Source organism: Pseudogemmobacter humi (genome assembly GCF_900609055.1).
Taxonomy (GTDB): Bacteria; Pseudomonadota; Alphaproteobacteria; order Rhodobacterales; family Rhodobacteraceae; genus Pseudogemmobacter; species Pseudogemmobacter humi.
Genome location: NZ_UXAW01000102.1, coordinates 14050 through 31184, shown reverse-complemented (window position 1 = coordinate 31184; position 17135 = coordinate 14050). Strand labels below are relative to the sequence as shown.

Annotated in this window: 15 protein-coding genes and 1 riboswitch; of the genes, 3 read left to right on the top strand and 12 right to left on the bottom strand. The window is 68.6% G+C overall.

All coding sequences use genetic code 11. From position 1 onward, the window contains the following. Nucleotides 1–206 precede the first annotated feature (206 nt). Both XINFAN_RS18155 and XINFAN_RS18150 read right to left on the bottom strand, forming a co-directional pair. Nucleotides 207–626, bottom strand: coding sequence for a DUF6446 family protein (locus tag XINFAN_RS18155; RefSeq protein WP_124088281.1), 420 nt, complete (start codon nucleotides 624–626; stop codon nucleotides 207–209). Nucleotides 627–717: 91 nt separating this feature from the next. Then, entirely contained in the window at nucleotides 718–1656 is a 939-nt protein-coding gene (locus XINFAN_RS18150; protein WP_124088276.1) for a glycine--tRNA ligase subunit alpha, read from the bottom strand. A 627-nt stretch (nucleotides 1657–2283) separates the two neighbouring features. Here XINFAN_RS18150 and XINFAN_RS18145 point away from each other — a divergent pair. Further along, on the top strand, nucleotides 2284–4035 hold the full coding sequence (locus tag XINFAN_RS18145) for a serine protease (RefSeq protein WP_160144657.1): 1752 nt from the start codon (nucleotides 2284–2286) through the stop codon (nucleotides 4033–4035). On the opposite strand, the gene XINFAN_RS18140 is transcribed toward XINFAN_RS18145, so the two are convergent. From XINFAN_RS18140 to XINFAN_RS18105, 8 genes are all read right to left on the bottom strand, one after another. Then, the gene (locus XINFAN_RS18140) at nucleotides 4036–5484 is read right to left on the bottom strand and encodes a TrkH family potassium uptake protein (protein WP_124088274.1); all 1449 of its coding nucleotides are present in this window, start codon (nucleotides 5482–5484) and stop codon (nucleotides 4036–4038) included. Nucleotides 5485–5597: 113 nt separating this feature from the next. Next, nucleotides 5598–6215, bottom strand: coding sequence for a DUF1287 domain-containing protein (locus XINFAN_RS18135; RefSeq protein ID WP_124088273.1), 618 nt, complete (start codon nucleotides 6213–6215; stop codon nucleotides 5598–5600). After that, the gene (gene folE2, locus XINFAN_RS18130; protein ID WP_124088272.1) at nucleotides 6205–7320 is read right to left on the bottom strand and encodes a GTP cyclohydrolase FolE2; all 1116 of its coding nucleotides are present in this window, start codon (nucleotides 7318–7320) and stop codon (nucleotides 6205–6207) included. The genes XINFAN_RS18135 and folE2 overlap by 11 nt, the downstream gene beginning before the upstream one ends. 267 nt (nucleotides 7321–7587) lie before the next feature. Further along, on the bottom strand, nucleotides 7588–8766 hold the full coding sequence (gene metZ, locus XINFAN_RS18125; protein ID WP_124088271.1) for an O-succinylhomoserine sulfhydrylase: 1179 nt from the start codon (nucleotides 8764–8766) through the stop codon (nucleotides 7588–7590). 69 nt (nucleotides 8767–8835) lie between these two features. Continuing rightward, nucleotides 8836–8914, bottom strand: a riboswitch (SAM riboswitch). A gap of 37 nt (nucleotides 8915–8951) precedes the next feature. Continuing rightward, nucleotides 8952–9380, bottom strand: coding sequence for a DUF5990 family protein (locus tag XINFAN_RS18120; protein ID WP_124088270.1), 429 nt, complete (start codon nucleotides 9378–9380; stop codon nucleotides 8952–8954). After that, entirely contained in the window at nucleotides 9377–10576 is a 1200-nt protein-coding gene (locus XINFAN_RS18115; protein WP_124088269.1) for a UbiH/UbiF family hydroxylase, read from the bottom strand. Before XINFAN_RS18115 ends, XINFAN_RS18120 begins: the two co-directional genes overlap by 4 nt. Before the next feature lie 72 nt (nucleotides 10577–10648). After that, nucleotides 10649–10894, bottom strand: coding sequence for a hypothetical protein (locus tag XINFAN_RS18110; protein ID WP_124088268.1), 246 nt, complete (start codon nucleotides 10892–10894; stop codon nucleotides 10649–10651). A gap of 159 nt (nucleotides 10895–11053) precedes the next feature. Beyond that, complete coding sequence (locus XINFAN_RS18105) at nucleotides 11054–11704, bottom strand: pyrimidine 5'-nucleotidase (RefSeq protein WP_124088267.1); 651 nt, start codon at nucleotides 11702–11704, stop codon at nucleotides 11054–11056. 117 nt (nucleotides 11705–11821) lie between these two features. Between XINFAN_RS18105 and XINFAN_RS18100 the strand changes: the two genes are divergently transcribed. Beyond that, nucleotides 11822–12457: a GntR family transcriptional regulator gene (locus XINFAN_RS18100; protein ID WP_124088266.1), complete on the top strand. Its 636-nt coding sequence runs from the start codon at nucleotides 11822–11824 to the stop codon at nucleotides 12455–12457. A gap of 497 nt (nucleotides 12458–12954) precedes the next feature. Here XINFAN_RS18100 and XINFAN_RS18095 read toward each other — a convergent pair whose 3' ends face one another. Then, on the bottom strand, nucleotides 12955–14841 hold the full coding sequence (locus XINFAN_RS18095) for a glycosyltransferase (protein WP_124088265.1): 1887 nt from the start codon (nucleotides 14839–14841) through the stop codon (nucleotides 12955–12957). 450 nt (nucleotides 14842–15291) lie between these two features. Then, nucleotides 15292–16452, bottom strand: a complete 1161-nt coding sequence (gene carA, locus XINFAN_RS18090) for a glutamine-hydrolyzing carbamoyl-phosphate synthase small subunit (RefSeq protein ID WP_124088264.1) — start codon at nucleotides 16450–16452, stop codon at nucleotides 15292–15294. Nucleotides 16453–16621: 169 nt separating this feature from the next. Here carA and XINFAN_RS18085 point away from each other — a divergent pair, with 169 nt between their 5' ends. Next, entirely contained in the window at nucleotides 16622–17083 is a 462-nt protein-coding gene (locus XINFAN_RS18085; RefSeq protein ID WP_124088263.1) for a GatB/YqeY domain-containing protein, read from the top strand. Nucleotides 17084–17135 lie beyond the last annotated feature (52 nt).

Sequence of the window (17135 nt, the reverse complement as noted above, 5' to 3'; positions counted from 1 at the left end):
CAGGGGCAGGGGCCGGGGCAAAGTTCCACCCGCAGGGGCCGCATTGCGGCGCTCAGGCGGGGCTTGCAGGCGCTTGTGGCCGAACGGCTGTATGGAGAAAGCCCGGGCGGCAGAGTTCGGAGGATGCTCAGCGGTGCCGGTCCGTGCCCGGGAGTACGGATCGCCCGGTTTGCCGCGCAACAGCGGCAGCGGGATGCCCGCTGCGATCAGGGGTTGCCCTCTGCCCCGGGCTGCAACTGGTGCCAGGCGAAGGCGCGGCCATCGGGGAAAACGGCGACCACACGGTCCACTCCGGGGTGGATGCCCTGTTCCGAGAGAAACGCCAGCGCCTCGCCCTTTTCCAGCGCGGCCCCGATCTCGGGCGCCCGGTAGCAGGCGAACCAGCCCGGCCCGTTCAGCGGCACCGGATTGTCGTAGATCTGATAGGTCTCAGACAGCATCGCCTGCGACAGAGGCGTCGAGAAACAGGCGCGGAACCGCAGGGGAGAGCTTTCGGCGTCGATCCCCTCCACCTCGTCGGCCACGATCACCTCGGGGATGGTGCTGCCGATCGGGGTCAGCCGGATCTCGTTGCCGGGGCCGAACGCCACCGGCTGGTAGAAGGCATAGACCTGAAGCCAATACATCAGCGCGCCCGCGGCGATTCCCGTCACGACCAGCCCTCCGGCTGCGAGTTTCCCGGCATTCACGTCCCGGCTCCTGCCATGCGGGGGCCGCTCATGCTGCGTCCTCCGCGTCGCGGCCCGCTTCGGTCTGGCGGAAGGCGTCGGCGCATTTCTTCGCCAGGGCGCGCACCCGGCCGATATAGGCCTGGCGTTCGGTGACGGAAATCACCCCGCGCGCGTCGAGCAGGTTGAACAGATGGCTCGCCTTGATGGTCTGGTCATAGGCGGGATGCGCCATGATGATGGTCTTGCCGGTCTTAGGGTCCAAGGGCGGGAAATCCAGCAGGCGCTGACATTCGGCCTCGGCATCCTCGAAATGGCGAAACAGCATATCCGTGGTGGCGCCGTCGAAATTGTGGCGCGAATATTCCTCTTCGGTCTGGCGGAACACATCGCCGTAGCGCAGCGGGTGGGCCGCGTCGGGCGCGTTGAACGGCATGTCCATGACGTGATCGACGCCCATCACATACATCGCCAGCCGCTCCAGCCCATAGGTCAGCTCGCCCGAGACCGGCTTGCAGTCGTGGCCGCCGACCTGCTGGAAATAGGTGAACTGACTGACCTCCATCCCGTCGCACCAGACCTCCCATCCAAGGCCCCAGGCGCCCAAAGTCGGGCTCTCCCAGTCGTCCTCGACGAAGCGGATGTCATGCAGCGACAGGTCGATGCCGATCGCCTCCAGCGAGCCGAGATAGAGCGCCTGGAGATCGGGAGGCGAGGGTTTGATGATGACCTGATACTGGTAGTAATGTTGCAGCCGGTTGGGGTTCTCGCCGTAGCGCCCGTCGGTCGGGCGGCGCGAGGGCTGGACATAGGCCGCGGCCCAGGGCTTCGTCCCGAGGCTGCGAAGCGTGGTCGCCGGGTGGAAGGTGCCGGCGCCGACCTCCATGTCGTAGGGTTGCAGGATGGCGCAGCCTTTCGCGGCCCAATAGGCCTGAAGCCGCAGGATGATCTCCTGGAAACTCTTCGGAGTGTTCGCGACCTGAGCCATGGCAGGATCCTTCGTCTGCGTCCCGAGATCCGGCCCTCCGGGCGAGGGCGGGAATGCGCGCTCTCCCTATCCACTGGGGGATGCGGGGTCAATTCCCCGCGCGGGCGCTGCGGGGCGCGCGCGCGGAGTTCGGTAAGGCGTTCTCAGGCTGGCAATGGCTGCGGCAATGAGTGCCGGCCCGAAGCGATCGCCCGCGCATCCCCGGCACCCGCAAAGAGCCCGCGCAAGGAAAACCGTCACGCCCGGGCGCTGCCCCGCCGCCCGCTGCGGGCCTGAACTGCGGGGCCACCGTAACGGCCATGTTGCGCTGCCTGGCCCGCCCAAACCGTCCGCTTTCCCTTTCATCCTGACCCAAATACCCTCGGGGGGCGTTCAGGGGCTCGCCCGAGCCCCTGAACCGGGGGGCAGACGGCCCCCCGCCTTCGCTTGGGACCGCGCAACCGCTCATCAGGAAGACACCGTGCCAAAAAATCCGCTCACATCGGCGGGAGGCGCGGAATGCGCGGGCGCGCGGGCCTTGTCCTTGCGCAAGGCATCGCTAATGGTAGCCGCGGCGTGAATATCCCGCGGGCTTCCGGGCGGGCTACTCCGCCGCTGTGCCCGAGAACAGGAAACCGAGTAGCCCGTATGATGCCAGCCGTCCGATCCGCCTGCCGCCTTGCCGCCTTCGCGGTGTTTCTGATGTTCCCGGGTCTCACCGCCGCGCTTGCCCAGGAGGCCTGGATCCAGGTCGAGGCGCGGTCCGATCAGCGCCTCGCCGAAGAACGCGCTTTCGCCTTTGCGACCAGCTTCACCGAGACCCGCGGCTTCCGGCTGCCCTCGGGCTGGTATGCGATTGTGCTCGGCCCTTACGACGCGGACGAGGCGGCGCAGATCCTCGCCTCGCTGAAATCGCGGCGGCTGATCCCCTCGGACAGCTACATCACCGACGGGCGCGAATTCCGCGAGCCGTTCTGGCCGAAAGAGGGCGGGGCCGCGCCGGTTGCCGCGGCAGAGCCCGCGGCGGCGGATGTGGCGGAACCCGCAGACGAACCCGTGTCTGACCCCGCGGTCATCGACGAAACCCCGGCCGAGGCCCGCGCCACCGAGGCCGCGCTGACGACGGATGAGAAAAAGGAACTCCAGTCCGCGCTGTCGTGGTTCGGCTTCTACCAGGGCGGGATCGACGGCGCTTTCGGCCCCGGCACCCGCACCGCCATGGCCGCCTGGCAGACGGCCTTCGGGCTGGAGCCGAGCGGGGTTCTGACCACCCGCCAGCGCGCCACCCTGGTCGCCAGCCACCAGGCCGAGATCGCGGAATACGGCTTCGCGCTGGTCGAGGAACAGGAATCCGGCATCGACGTCACCCTGCCGCTCGCCCTGGTGGAATTCGACCGCTACGAGCCGCCCTTCGTGCATTTCCGCGAGAAGAACGGCTCGGGCCTTTCCGTCGTGCTGATCTCGCAGCCCGGGGATGCGGGCTCGCTGGCCGGGCTTTATGAGATCCTCACCACGCTCGACGCCATGCCGCAGACCGGCGAGCGCAAGGCGGGCGAGAGCGAATTTCGCATCCGGGGCCGCTCGGCGGACCGCGACAGCCAGGCCTGGGCCCGGCTCTCGGACGGGCTGATCAAGGGCTGGATGGTGTTCTCCTCCCCCGAACATGCCGAACGCGATGCGCGCATCGCCGAGGTGATAGAGACCAGCTTCCGCGCGGTGGGCGATACCGCGCTCGATCCCGGCCTCGTGCCGCTGGACGAGGCGGCGCGGCGCGGGCTGGTCGCGGGGCTTGAGGTGAAAAAGCCGTTGACGGGCCGCTCGGGCTTTTACGTCGGCGCCGACGGCGCGGTGCTGACCACCTCGGATGCGGTGGCTGAATGCGGCCGGATCACCATCGACCATACGACCGAAGCCAGCGTGGCGGCTCAAAGCGAGGGGTTTGCGCTGCTGAAACCGGCAAGCCCGCTCGCCCCGCCTGCGGTGGCGGCTTTCGCGGAAAGTGCCGCGCGCCCGGGCAGCGCCATCGCGCTGGCGGGCTATCCCTACGAGGGGCGTCTGCCCGCGCCGGTGCTGACCCACGGCACGTTCGAGGAGGCGGGCGGGCTGAACGGCGAGCCGGGGCTGCTGCGGCTCTCGCTCGACACCCGTCCCGGCGATGCCGGGGGGCCGGTGCTCGATGCTGCGGGCGGCGTGATCGGGATGCTGCTGCCCGCGGTCGAAGGCGGCGCGCAGCAACTGCCCGCGGGCGTGACCTTCGCCGCCGACACCGCCCGGATCGCGGCCTTCCTGGGGGCAGGGGGCGTCTCGCCCCGGACCACGGGCGCCGCCCCTGCGCTGCCGCCCGAGACGCTGACCCGCCAGGCCACCGGGATGACCGTCCTCGTCTCCTGCTGGGAGTGATCAGCGCCGCCAGAACACCGGCAAAAGCAGCACCAGCAAGGTCAGCATCCCGAGCCGCCCGAGGATCATCGCCAGCGTCATCAGAAAGATCGCGGGCGGCGGGAAATCGACGAAAGTGCCGGTGCGCTCGACCATCGGGCCGAAGCCGTAGCCCACGTTGCCGAGCGAGGTCCAGATCGCGAACAGCGCCGATTCCAGATCGACGCCGACCAGCGTCATCGCGACCGAGAACAGCCCCAGAAGGAAGATGTAGGTCGAGATGAACATGGTGATCGCGCGGATCACATCCTCTTCCACCGGGCGCTCCTGATAGCGCACCGGCGAGATCTGTGAGGGGTGGAAGATCTGCCGGATCTGCCGGTGCAGCACCGCCATGGCGATCTGCACGCGGAACACCGACAGCCCCGCCGCCGTCGAGCCCGAACAGCCGCCGACGATGCCGACCAGCAGCGACACCACCAGCGCAAAGCCGCCCCAGGTCGGGAAGGTGCCGGAAAAAGTGCCGGTCGAGGACATGATCGAGGTCAGGTTGAACAGCGCCTCGCGGAAGGTGGGCTCCAGCGGTGTTCCCGCGCTCAGCACCCGCCACAGCGTCACGACGAGAACGGCGGCCATCAGCCAGCGGAAATAGGCGCGGATCTGGGCATCGCGCCAGAAGCTCTGCGGCTGGCCGTTGACCAGTTGCACATAGCGCACGAAGGGCAGGCTGCCGAGGAACATGAACAGCGCGCCGGTATATTCCCCCGCGCCGCGAAAGGCGTTGAACGAGGCGTCGTAGGGCGAGAACCCCCCGGTCGAGACCGCGCTCAGCCCATGGGTGACGGCGATGAACGGCGGCATGCCGATGATCAGGAACACCACGATACAGGCGAGCGTCAGCGCCATGTAGATATACAGAAGCTGCCGGGCGATGTCGGTGGCGCGGGGCAGGGCCTTGCCGAAAGTGTCGAAAGCCTCGGTGCGGAAGAACTGCATGCCGCCGATCCGCATCAGCGGCAGGAAGATCATGGCGATGAAGGCGATGCCCAGCCCGCCCAGCCAGTTGGTCATCACCCGCCACAGGTTCATCCCCGCGGGCAGGTCGTCCAGCCCCACGATCACCGTGGCGCCGGTGGTGGTCAGGCCCGAGACGGCCTCGAACCAGGCCTGCGACCAGTTCAGCCCCGGCGCGCCGGTCACGAAAGGCAGCGCGGCAAAGGCGGGGGTGATGGTCCAGATCGAGGCGGTGAGAATATAGGCCTGGCGCACGTCCAGCGCCTGGCCGAGCGCATTGCCGGTGGCCAGCGTCAGCGCGGCCCCGGCAAAGCCGGTGATCAGCGCGGCGCGGGCGATGGCATAGCCGTTCGGATCGCCGGCCCGCCAGTCGAGGATCGCCGGCGCGACCATCAGAATGGCAAGGACGATCAGGATCCGTCCGATCACATAGGCCATGGGACGCAGGTCGATCATGGCGAAGGCTTAGGCTCTGGCGCGCCTTGCGTCAAATCCTGCCGGATCAGCCGGAGAACCATCGGGAGAGGCATCGGGGCGGGGGCCTGCATGCGGTTCGGTTGCCGGCCGGGTCACGCGCTCAGGCGGCGCAGCCTGTCCAGCACCGGCGGGCTCAGCCGGTAATGGCCGGTGCGGGGAAATTCCTCCAGCCGGTCCTCGACCTGCGTGCCGCGGCCGATGTTGTGGACGATCATCTGCCGCCCGCCCGCGCGGGCGTTCGCGACGATCATCAGATGCGCCAGATCGCCGGGGATGGTGCAGGTGATCACGTCGCCGGGCAGGAAATCCGCGTCGCCGGGCAGGTCCGCCCCCGTGCGTTCCAGCAGCCGCCGCAGATTGGGCACCCGGCGGTGGTCGATGTTGCGGTCGGTCCGCTTCAGCCCCCAGAGCGCCGGATAGGCGGCGAAATCCGCCTTCATATCGGCATTGACCGCGGCCTGGAGGTCGATCCGCTCGGCCACCCGCAAGGCGCGCACCAGAACGTCGGTGCAGACGCCGCGCTCGGGCGCCACATCGCCGCCGGGGAAATCCAGCGCGACATAGGCCGGATCGTAGAGCGTCACCACGCCCACCTGGGCCTCGGCCGCCGCCGCGATCCGCTCGCCCGGCTCATCAGCCCGGGCAAGGCGCGGCAGCAGCGGCGTAAGCGCCAGCGCGAGAAACCCGCGCCGCCCGGTCTCAGCCGACATGATAGAGCGAGGCGAAGAGCTTCGGGTCAAAGCTCGTCTGCGCGAAGGTCGGCCCCTCGGTCAGCACCGAGACCGCATCATGGCTGTGCAGGCTTTCCTGATGGCTGGCCACCACGCGGAAATCGCCGATCCGCGGATCGCCGCGCAACGCCTCGCAGAACGAGCGCGCCGCATCCTCGACAAAGATCGGATTGGCGCCGTTGAGTTCCGCGAAGGCCTGTTCGTCCTCGCGCTTGACCATGACTTGCGTCTCGGTCACCACCGCGCGGCGCGCGAGTTCGATCAGATCCTCGAACCAGAGGATCCCGCCGTCCTTCACCACCACCGAAAGCCGCGCCACCGAGCGCTGCGAATGCGGGGTCGCCAGCTGGCCCCGGGTGCGCCGCGCATGTTCCGACAGCTCCAGCGAGCAGGGGCAGGTCGAGGAATAGACGTAATCCAGGTGCATGATCCTGACCCGGCTGCCGCCCTGATCGACCAGTTCCAGCGCGATGTCGTAATATTGCCAGCCGGAAAGCCCCGAGCGCAGGCTTCCGACCTTCACCGGAAACGAGAACCGCATCTGGATACGGGCGTCGAAACTGCCCAGATCGCGCTTGTAATCCTCAAGCGCGCCCTCGATCACCTCGAAGCTGAAATCGCGTTCGGCATGGGCATAGAATGAGCGCATGATGCGGCTCATGTTGATGCCCTTCTTCTCGGCCTCCAGGCTGACGGTGCCGGTCACGCTGGTCTCCAGCACCACCTCGGCGCCCTCGCGCGAGTGGAAGCGGATCGGCAGGCGGAAGTTCGAGATGCCGACATGCTGGATCACCGCCTTCGCGCCGACGATCAGGCTGGAAGGCCCGTTCTGCAAATCGGGCAGAGTCTCACGATAGGCGGCGTCGGCCTCGAATTCCTCGGGGTAGGCGCGGTGCAGCGCCGGATAGGACAGGTCCGGCAACAGATTGCCGACCGAAGGGTCGAGCGCGGCGATCTCGGCCTCGCCTGCCGCATCGGCCCAGCGACGCAGAATCGCCAGCGCGGCGGCGGCCTCGTCGCGGCTCGGAACCGGGCCGGGCGCGCGCGACGGCTGCTCATGCAGTTCGGGGTCATGCAATGTCATGGAAGATCCTTTCGGTTCGGGCCGCGGCGTCCATGTGCGCGCGGCCGTCAATGTCCGGGATGGCAACCGGCGGAATGATATGTCGCCGGGACATGTATCAAATAGGGATTCCCGCCCCGAAAGCAAGCCGGAAACGCGCGCGGACCCGCCCGGGCCTTAACCGTCTGATCTTCATCCTGATCGAAATACCCAGGGGGTATGCCGACGGTTTCGCCACCGGTTCAGGGAACCGGCGGCATGGGGGGCAGGGCCCCCGCTTCCCGGGCCTCAGACAAGCGCCAGCGCCTGTTCCAGATCCTGGATCAGATCCTCCACATCCTCCAGCCCGACCGAATAGCGGATCAGCCCCGGGCTGATCCCCAGTTCCGCCTTCTGCGCGTCGGTCAGCCGCTGGTGGGTGGTGGTTGCCGGATGGGTGGTGATCGACTTCGCGTCGCCCAGGTTGTTCGAGATCTTCGGGATCTTCAGCGCGTTCTGCAACCGGAAGGCGCCTTCCTTGCCGCCCTTCACCTCGAAAGTGACCAGCGTGCCGCCGGTCCCCATCTGCGCCATGGCGAGATCATGCTGCGGATGCGATTTCAGCCCCGGATACAGCACTTTCGCGACCTTCTCATGCCCGTCCAGCGCCCCGGCGATCCTCAGCGCACTTTCCGCCATCGCCCGGCAGCGCAGATCCAGCGTCGCCATGCCGTTCAGCATGATCCAGGAGGTGAACGGGCTCATCGCGCCGCCGGTGTGTTTCATATAGGGCTGCACGACCTTCTGGATATAGTCGGCGCTGCCGCAGATGACACCGCCGAGCGCGCGTCCCTGGCCGTCGATATGTTTGGTGGTGGAATAGACCACCACATCGGCGCCCAGATCCACCGCGCGCGAGAAGATCGGGGTCGAGAACACATTGTCGCAGATCACCAGCGCGCCCGCCTTGTGGGCGATGTCGGAGACCGCGCGGATATCGACCAGATCCAGCGTCGGATTGGCCATGCTCTCGAAAAACACCGCTTTGGTGCCGGGACGGACCGCCCGCGCCCAGGCCGCGGTGTCGGTGCCGTCCACGAAGGTGACTTCGACACCGTAGCGGGTCAGCACCTCTTCGAGGATATAGAGGCACGAGCCGAACAAGGCCTTCGCCGAGACCACATGATCGCCCGCGCGCAACAGAGAGGTCAGCGCGCCGTTGACCGCGGCCATGCCGGAGGCGGTGGCGAAAGCGTCTTCGGTGCCTTCCAGCCCCGCGATGCGGTCCTCGAACATCCGGGTGGTGGGGTTGCCGTAGCGGGCGTAGATGAATTCATCCTCGCCGGCCTTGAGGAAGCGCGCCTCGGCGCTTTCGGCATCGGGGTAGGCGAAGCCCTGGGTGAGGAAGATCGCCTCGGCCATCTCGCCATACTGGCTGCGGCGGCTGCCTTCATGGACCAGTTTCGTGCGTGTCTTCCAGTTCGTCATCCCGCGGCTCCCCGGCCTTTTGCGATTCGGCCATATGCGATTCAGGCGACCGGAAAGCGGGGCAGGGCTGAGAAACGTCCCGTCACCTCTTTAGCGGTTTGTTTAACGTGGCCCGCAATCCGGTCAACAAATCGCCACGGGATTCGCCTTACGCCTTTGGCTCTGCGGCGTCAACGGGGTGGTGTTCAGACGATGCGCCGCCCGGTCGGGCGCTGCGTGGCGCAGGCGGGGGTGCCGTCGGCGGCGGTGCCGATGACGGTGATCGCGATCACCCCGCCCGAGTCCGCAGCGCGGTCGGACAGATCGGCCGGGATGTCGTGGATGTCGATCTTCATCCGGCGCGACCAGGGCGAGGACGGATCGCCCGCCAGCTGGCCGATGCGGATATAGACGAATCTGCGCAGCGGCCCTTCGCGGAGCACCTGATCGCCGAAGAATTTCGGTCCCGGTCCGACGCTGATCTGAAAATCGAAGGCCAGCGCCTCGCCCCCGCGCGAGGATTTCGGATCGAGGGGCGAGCCGTCCCTGGCCTGAAGGCTGTGGACCACGCCGACGACCGGCTGTTCGATGATGATCCGCATCGGGATCGCGCGCCGTTCCGCCCCCGCCGTCATTTCAGCCCCAGCCCCGCCCGCATCAGCCCGCGCCTGACCGGCGCGAGGCCGTAAAGCAGATCCAGCGCGCCGGCGCGCAGATCGCGCAGCCCCTGGGCGCCCGCCATCGAGGCGCGGTTCAGCAGGTCGATCCCCGTGACCCGGGCGAGGATATCCGGGTGACGCGCGCGGTGATAGGCGTCCAGCACCGCCGGACTGCCCGGATCGCCGCCCGTGCCCTTCGCCAGGTCGAGCAGCACCCGCAGATCGGTCAGCGACATGTTCAGCCCCTGGGCGCCGATGGGCGGCACGACATGGGCGGCCTCGGCCATCAGCGCGGTGCGCTCGCCCGCCATCCGCGCCGCCATCCGGCTGACGATCGGCCAGACCCCCCGGCGCGTCGCCAGCGTCAGCGGCCCGAGGATGCCGCAGGAGCGCGCGTTCATCGCCTCGGTGAACTCCGCCTCGGGCAAGGCCGCCAGCCGCGCCGCCTCGGGGCCGCGTTCCATCCACACCACCGAGGACGAGGGCCGCCCGTCGCGGTCGGGCAGCGGCACCAGGGTGAAGGGCCCGCCCGAACGGTGGATCTCGGTCGAGACATTGTTGTGCGGCAGCGGGTGCGTCACGGAAAACACCACCGCCTTCTGGCCGTAGCGGAAATGCTTCACCGGGATGCCGAGCGCCTCGCGCATCGGCGAATCGCGCCCGTCCGCCGCGATCAGCAGCCGCGCGGCGACGGTGGAGCCGTCGGACAGCGTGACCAGAGCCTCGCCCTCGCGGGTCAGCAGCCTTGTGGTGGCAAGGCCGGGGCGGAAGCTGACATTCGGCAGTTCCGCCAGCCGGGCGGCGATCTCGCGGCGCAAAAGCCAGTTGGGCAGGTTCCAGCCAAAGGGCTGGCCGGAAATCTCGGCGGCGTCGAAATCCTTTATCAGCCGCGCCTGCGGCTCCGGCCCGCCCGCATCGACGATGCGCATGATCTGAAGCGCCGCCGCATGGGGCGCGAGGCGGTCCCAGAGACCCGCTTCCTCCAGCATGGCGAGCGAGGGTTGCAGAAAGGCGGTGGTGCGCAGATCGGCGCCGGTTGTGGCCTCATCGGGCGCCGGGGGGGCGGGGTCGACGCAGATCACCTCGAACCCGGCGGCGCCGAAAGCCGCCGCCGCCGTCAGCCCGGCGATGCCGCCGCCCGAGATCAGGATTCCGGTGTCTTCGCGCTTCATGATGCGGCCTTTCGTTGCCGCGACAGATTAGGCCGCAGGGCGGGGAAGGGCCAGAGCGTCAGCGCCCGCCGGTCACAGCTTGCCGGGCCAGGAGATGGCGATGAAGAAGGCAAAGACCAGCGGCACCATGGCCAGCGCCGCCATGGTCAGCGCCGCCCAGCCCCAGAGCTGCACCGCCACCACCAAAGCCAGCACCACGACCGGCAACAGCCAGAAGATGGTGTTGGTATCCTCGTCGATCTCGCGGGCGATGCGGCCCAGAACCGGCAGGCGCGAGACGAGGGAACGGCGGGGGATGTCGGTGCTGAGCGTGGCCATGGGCTTTCCTTTCCGGGATCGGGCAAGCATGGGGGGACGAAGGTATCTGTCAGATACGCCTTTACGCCCCCGCGGGGCCGCCGCGAAGCGGGCGCGTTGCCGCAGCGCGGCAGGATGTCGCGGGGGGTGTGTCAAAGCTCCGGCCCATGGGTCCGGGCCTCAGCCGCGGGCGATCAGACCGAGGAAACCGCCCAGATCGTCGGTGTGGTGGTGGATATGCGCCTCGGGCGCGGCCTCAGGCGCGACATGGACCGTGCGCATCCCCAGCCGGTGCGGCTCCACCAGATTGCGCGGATCGTCCTCGAACATCGCGGCCTCGCGCGGCTCCAGCCGGTCGGTCCCGATGATGCGGGCGAAGGCGGCGGGTTCGGGCTTGGGCAGATATCCGGTGTCCTCGACCCCGTAGATCGCGTCGAACAGGCCCGACAGCCCGCGCCGCTCCAGCACCCGGCAGGCGTAAAGCGTGTCGGCATTGGTGAAGACGATCCGCCGCCCCGGCAGTTCGGCGATCCGCCGCGCCAGCACGGGATCGGAGGGCAGGACCGAAAAGTCGATGTCGTGAACGTCGGCGAGGTAATCCGCCGGATCCACCCGATGCTCGGCCATCAGACCGGCCAGAGTGGTGCCGTAATCGCGCCAGTAATCGCGGCGCAGCCGGCTGGCATGATCCTCGGCCAGGTTCAGATGGCGCATGACCCAGGCGGTCATCCGGCGCTCGATCTGGTCGAACAGCCGCACCCCCGCCGGATAGAGCGTGTTGTCGAGGTCGAACACCCAGGTGGTGACATGGTGGAAATCTGCGCGTGCCATGCGGGACTGCATAGCATGCCGGGCGGATTTGGAAAGCGCTGCGGCGTCTGGCAGGGTTGATCGGCGCGGATGCGGCGACTAGGGTTCGCGCCGGTGACGGGAAAGCGGAGACGCCGGGTGCAGAAAGATGCCTATACGCTGATCGTCGAGGCGATCGAGGCCGGGGCCTACAAGCCCGGCGACCGCCTGGTCGAAAGCGAGCTGGCCGAGCGGTTCGGCGTATCGCGCACCCCGGTGCGCGAGGCTTTGCAGCGGCTGGAAACCCAGTCGATGCTGACCCGCGACGGGCGCAGCCTGATCGTCGCCACGCTCGACCACAACCAGCTGGCCGAGCTTTACGCGGTCAGGACCGAGCTTGAGGGCCTTGCCGCGCGCCTTGCCGCGCGCCACGCCACCGATGAGGAAGTGCGGGTGCTGGAAAGCATGGTGCGCGACGACATGGCGCTTCTGGGCGGCGACCCCTCGGCGCTCAGCCGGGCGAACCGGCGGTTTCACAAACAGATCCACCTGGCGAGCCACAACCGCTATCTGGTGCAGCAGCTTGACCTCGTGCATCGCTCGATGGCGCTGATGGCGCAGACCTCGTTCGCGGCCGAGGGGCGCGACGAGGTGGCGCTGGCCGAACACGAGGCGATCGTCCGCGCGATCGCGGCGCATGATGGCGAGGCGGCCTCGCAGGCGTTGCGCACCCATATCAGCCGGGCCTTCGAGACCCGGCTGCGGGTCGAGGCGGGCGAACTGAAGCTGCGCTGAAAGGGGGGCGCGTCTCTTTCGGGGATGCGGCAGGCTGGCAGGGCTGGGGTCACCTGCGGCTCATCGCCGTGTGGCGGCCCCGCAGGTTTTTGCCCCCGTGTCGCGGGTCGGGCCGGGAGGGCCGGACCGGCGCTGAGGCCGCCGGCCGCAGGAAGGCGCGCGCATGGCGGATCCCGGTGCCGCGAGGAATTTCGCAATATTGGCGGCCCCCCTGGTCTGCCCCGGCCTGCGGACGGCACTTTGCGAAGAGGCGGGTTAAGCGCAGAGGCGGGCTGTGCGAAGAAAACGGAAGCTCACCGTATTCTGCGCACATCTTCGGGGGCCAGCGAGCGGCGGCGCAAGCGCGCCGCAGCTTCACCGGGCGGCGCAGGGGGGTGGCAATGGGATGACCCCGCGCTTCGGCGTTTCGGGCCGCAGAGCATTTGGCACAGGCGCGGTTTTACCCGCCCCTTCGCCGCGAAGGCCGGGGGCGCGCAACGGTGGCCCGCCGTGCCGGATCATTTTCCCGGCGGCTGTTTCGCACCGTCTCCTGTCTTGCCAGGCTCAAAGATGCCGTGGCTGGTCTTGTCCCAGTAGAACGGGCGGGCGATCATCTCCCACAGGGCTTTGTAGCCCGCGAAAGTGGCCAGCATCTGATAGGGATGCAGGGTGAAGACCCAGAGTTTCGAGATCCGGTGCCCCGCCGCGCGCAGGGCGAGGATGCCGAGGGTGAAATCCACCACCGCCGACAGGCCGAAGGCGAGGAGCAGCGCCGCGAACATCGGCCCCGGCATCGCCTGGACGAGCGGATGCGGGAGGCCCGGCAGGATCAGCCAGAAGCTCCACAGCACCGGCGCGAGCAGGGTCTGCACCGCGGCGCCGAGGAACATCACCTGAAAACCGATGAAGCGGCGCGCGCCGACCTGGCGCCATAACAGCCGCGGCGCGCGCATATGGACGACCCAGGTCATCATATGCCCCTTGATCCAGCGCGAGCGCTGCCGCACCCAGGCCCAGGGGCGGCAGTTCGCCTCCTCGCGGGTGACGGTCTGCATCAGCTCGGTCCGGTAGCCGTGGCGGGCAAGGCGGATGCCCAGATCGGCGTCCTCGGTCACATTGTGCGAATCCCAGGCGCCGAGTTCCTCCAGCACCTTGCGGCGAAAGAACAGCGTCGTGCCGCCAAGCGGCACCATCAGCCCGAGCCGTGCCACCCCGGGCAGGATCAGCCGGAACCAGGCGGCGTATTCCACCGTGAACATCCGCGCGATCCAGTTGGTGGCGGGATTGTAGAAATCCAGCACGCCCTGAAGGCAGGCGAGGCCGGAATCGCTCCTGCGGAACCGCTCGATCACGCGGCGGATCTGGTCGGGCTCGGGCGCGTCCTCGGCGTCGTAGACCCCGATGATCTCGCCGTGGCAATGTTCCAGCGCGACGTTCAGCGCGCGCGGCTTGGTCTTGACCCGGCCGGGCGGCACCACCACGATCCGCATCCAGGGCGGCAGGTCGCTTGCTTCCAGCGTCTCGCGGGTCAGCCGGTCCGCGGCTTCGACAGCCAGCACCACCTCCAGCAGATCGCGCGGATAATCCAGCCGCGACAGCCGCCGCACGAGGCGTGGCGCGATGTCGCTTTCGCGGTAGAGCGCGACCAGAACCGACACCCGTGGCAACGGCCCCGGCGAGAGATCGGCCGGATCGGGGCACGGATGGCGCAAAGCGGTGACGGCGGCGGTGATCTTCAGGGCCGTCGAGCAGATCATCGCGGCAAGCGACAGCCCCACCAGCACCAGCCCGGTCGCGACCGGAGCATTGATCAGCACCGCGAGGAAGGCCGAGAGCAGCGCCAGAACGGCGGGGATCACCGCCGGACCGGCCCAGTTCCGGCAGCTTTCCTCCTCGCTCACCCGGGTTTCGGCAGCCTGCGCGATCTGCGCGCCGCGCGCGGCATGCAGCGCTTCGGTGATCCGCGCGGCGGGGGCCAGCGCCATGATCGCCGGGCCGAGACGCGCCTCGATCATCGGGCGCAGCCGGGCGAAGGCCTCGGGGCGCGAGGTGACGACCACGGTCGCCGCCCCGGCCTGGCGCCAGGGCAGGATGCCGTGACGCTGGCAGAGCGCAAGGCCCAGCCGGTCGATCGGTCCGGCCTCGGGCAGGGGCTGGCAGGGGTCGATCCGGGGCGCGTCGAAATGCCGGGCGGCGGCATCGAGCAGTTCCGCCTCGTTCAGCGTGCCATGGGGATGAAACGCGCGGGTCTGCGGGGCGGATGATGCCGGAAGGCCGCGCAGATACGGCTGTTCGGGCCGCACCAACCCGCCCCGGAGCAGTGAAAGCGCGAAAGGATCGCCCGGAACCGATGTTCCGCCCGCCTCTTCCGCGCCGCCGATCCTGATCAGATGTCTGACCGCCATGCCCCGAACCCGGTCCCTCAGCTTCGGGCAGAGCATGGGGGCTGATGATTAACGAGCGGTTAAGGAAAGCGAAATGTCTGGTGCGGGCTGGTCCGCTGCGGGCGATGTCGCAGCTCTCCGTCACCGGGGCGCAGGGGGGATGCCGGCTAAGGCGCCAGGGACCAAAGCGCCCGCTGTCCGCGCCTCTGCCGGAACGTTGCCCGCGCAGCGGGTCATGGTCATTTTGGCGGGCCGCCGCTTCGGCGATGCCCGAACGAAGGAGGCGACGATGCTCTTGCCTGGCGCGGGGCGGGCAACCGCTTCCCTGGCGGCGCCCGGTTGAGCCATGCCGCGAGTGGCGATGCCCGGAACGTCGCCTGCCGTTCAGGGCCTTTCCCGGCAGCCCGGAGGCCGGGCCGCCCTCTCGGGCGAGGGGATGGACGAAGCCTCGCGCCAGCGCAGGCGCGAGGCTCAGGCCGTCGCCTGCCGTGCGCGGATCGCCTCGACGAAGCGGTCGAACAGGTAGTAGCTGTCCTGCGGGCCGGGGCTCGCCTCGGGGTGGTATTGCACCGAGAACACCGGCCGCCCCTTGATCGCGATGCCGCAGTTGGTGCCGTCGAACAGCGAGACATGGGTCTCGACCACGCCCTCGGGCAGGGTGTCGGCATCGACAGTGAAGCCGTGGTTCATCGAGGTGATTTCCACCTTGCCGGTGGTCAGATCCTTCACCGGATGGTTGGCGCCGTGGTGGCCGTGGTTCATCTTGCGGGTCTCTGCGCCGAGCGCCAGCGCCAGCATCTGATGGCCGAGGCAGATGCCGAACAGCGGCAGGTCGCGCTCCAGCACGCCTTTGATCATCGGCACCGCATATTCGCCGGTCGCCGCCGGATCGCCGGGGCCGTTCGAGAGGAACACACCGGCCGGATCATGGGCCAGCACCTCCTCGGCGGTGGCGGTGGCGGGCAGCACGACGACATCGCAGCCGGTCGAGGCGAGGCAGCGCAGGATGTTGCGCTTGGCACCGAAATCGACGGCGACCACCTTCGGGCCGGGCGTCTCGCGCTTCGTATAGCCCTCGGGCCAGGCCCAGCGTTTCTCGTCCCAGGCATAGCTTTGGGCGCAGGTCACGTCTTTGGCCAGATCGAGGCCCACCAGCCCCTTCCAGGCCCGCGCCTTCGCCACCAGCGCCTCGATGTCGAATTTGCCCTCGGGGTCGTGGGCGAGCGCGACATGCGGCGCGCCCTGCTGGCGGATCGCGCGGGTCAGGCGGCGGGTGTCGATGCCGCCGATGCCGATGCGGCCGATCTTCGCCAGCCAGGCCCGCAGATCGCCGGTCGCACGCCAGTTCGAGGGCTCGGTCGGGTCCCATTTCACCACCACCCCGGCGGCGGCGGGCTGGCCGGTCTCGTCATCCTCGGGGGTGACGCCGGTGTTGCCGATATGGGGGAAGGTGAAGGTCACCACCTGGCCCGCGTAAGAGGGGTCGGTGACGATCTCCTGGTAGCCGGTCATCGCGGTGTTGAACACCAGTTCGGCGACCGTCTCGCCTGTGGCGCCGAAGCCCTGGCCGTAGAACAGCGTGCCATCGGCAAGCGCAAGACAGGCAGTGGGGCGGGGGGCTGCGTGCGGCATGGGACTCTCCGGGGTAAACGGGCGCAACCTATGCCCGCGGCTCCGAAGGGTCAAGGCTTTGCGGGAAATGGATTTATGTTTGTAAACAATGGCTTGACGCGGATGCCCCGGCTTGCCGGAATCGCCGCGACATGGCAGGCTGGGCCTTGTGCCGACAAAGGAGGCCGGGATGAGTCTGCGTGAACGCCTGTCGATGGCGCTGAAAGAGGCGATGAAGGCGCGCGACGCGGCGCGGACCTCGACGCTGCGGCTGCTGAATGCCGCGATCCGCGACCGCGACATCGCTTTGCGCGGCGAGGGCCGCGGCGACGAGGGTGTCGGCGAGGCCGAAATCCTCGCGCTTCTGGGCAGGCTGGTGAAGCAGCGCCAGGAAAGCGCGCGGATCTACGAAGAGGCCGGGCGGCTGGAACTGGCCGAAAAGGAACTGGCCGAAGTGGTTGTGATCGGCGAGTTCCTGCCGCGCCAGCTTTCGGCAGAGGAAACCGCCGCCGCCATCGATACCGAGATCGCCGCGCTCGGCGCGGGGTCGATCCGCGACATGGGCCGGGTTATGGCGGCGCTGAAGGCGAAATACACCGGCCAGATGGACTTCGCCGAGGTCGGCGCCCGGATCCGGGCGAGGCTGGGGTAGGCCGGGCCGGGCCGGGGGGCGCGGCAAACGCAGGATTGAGCGCGGATCCCGC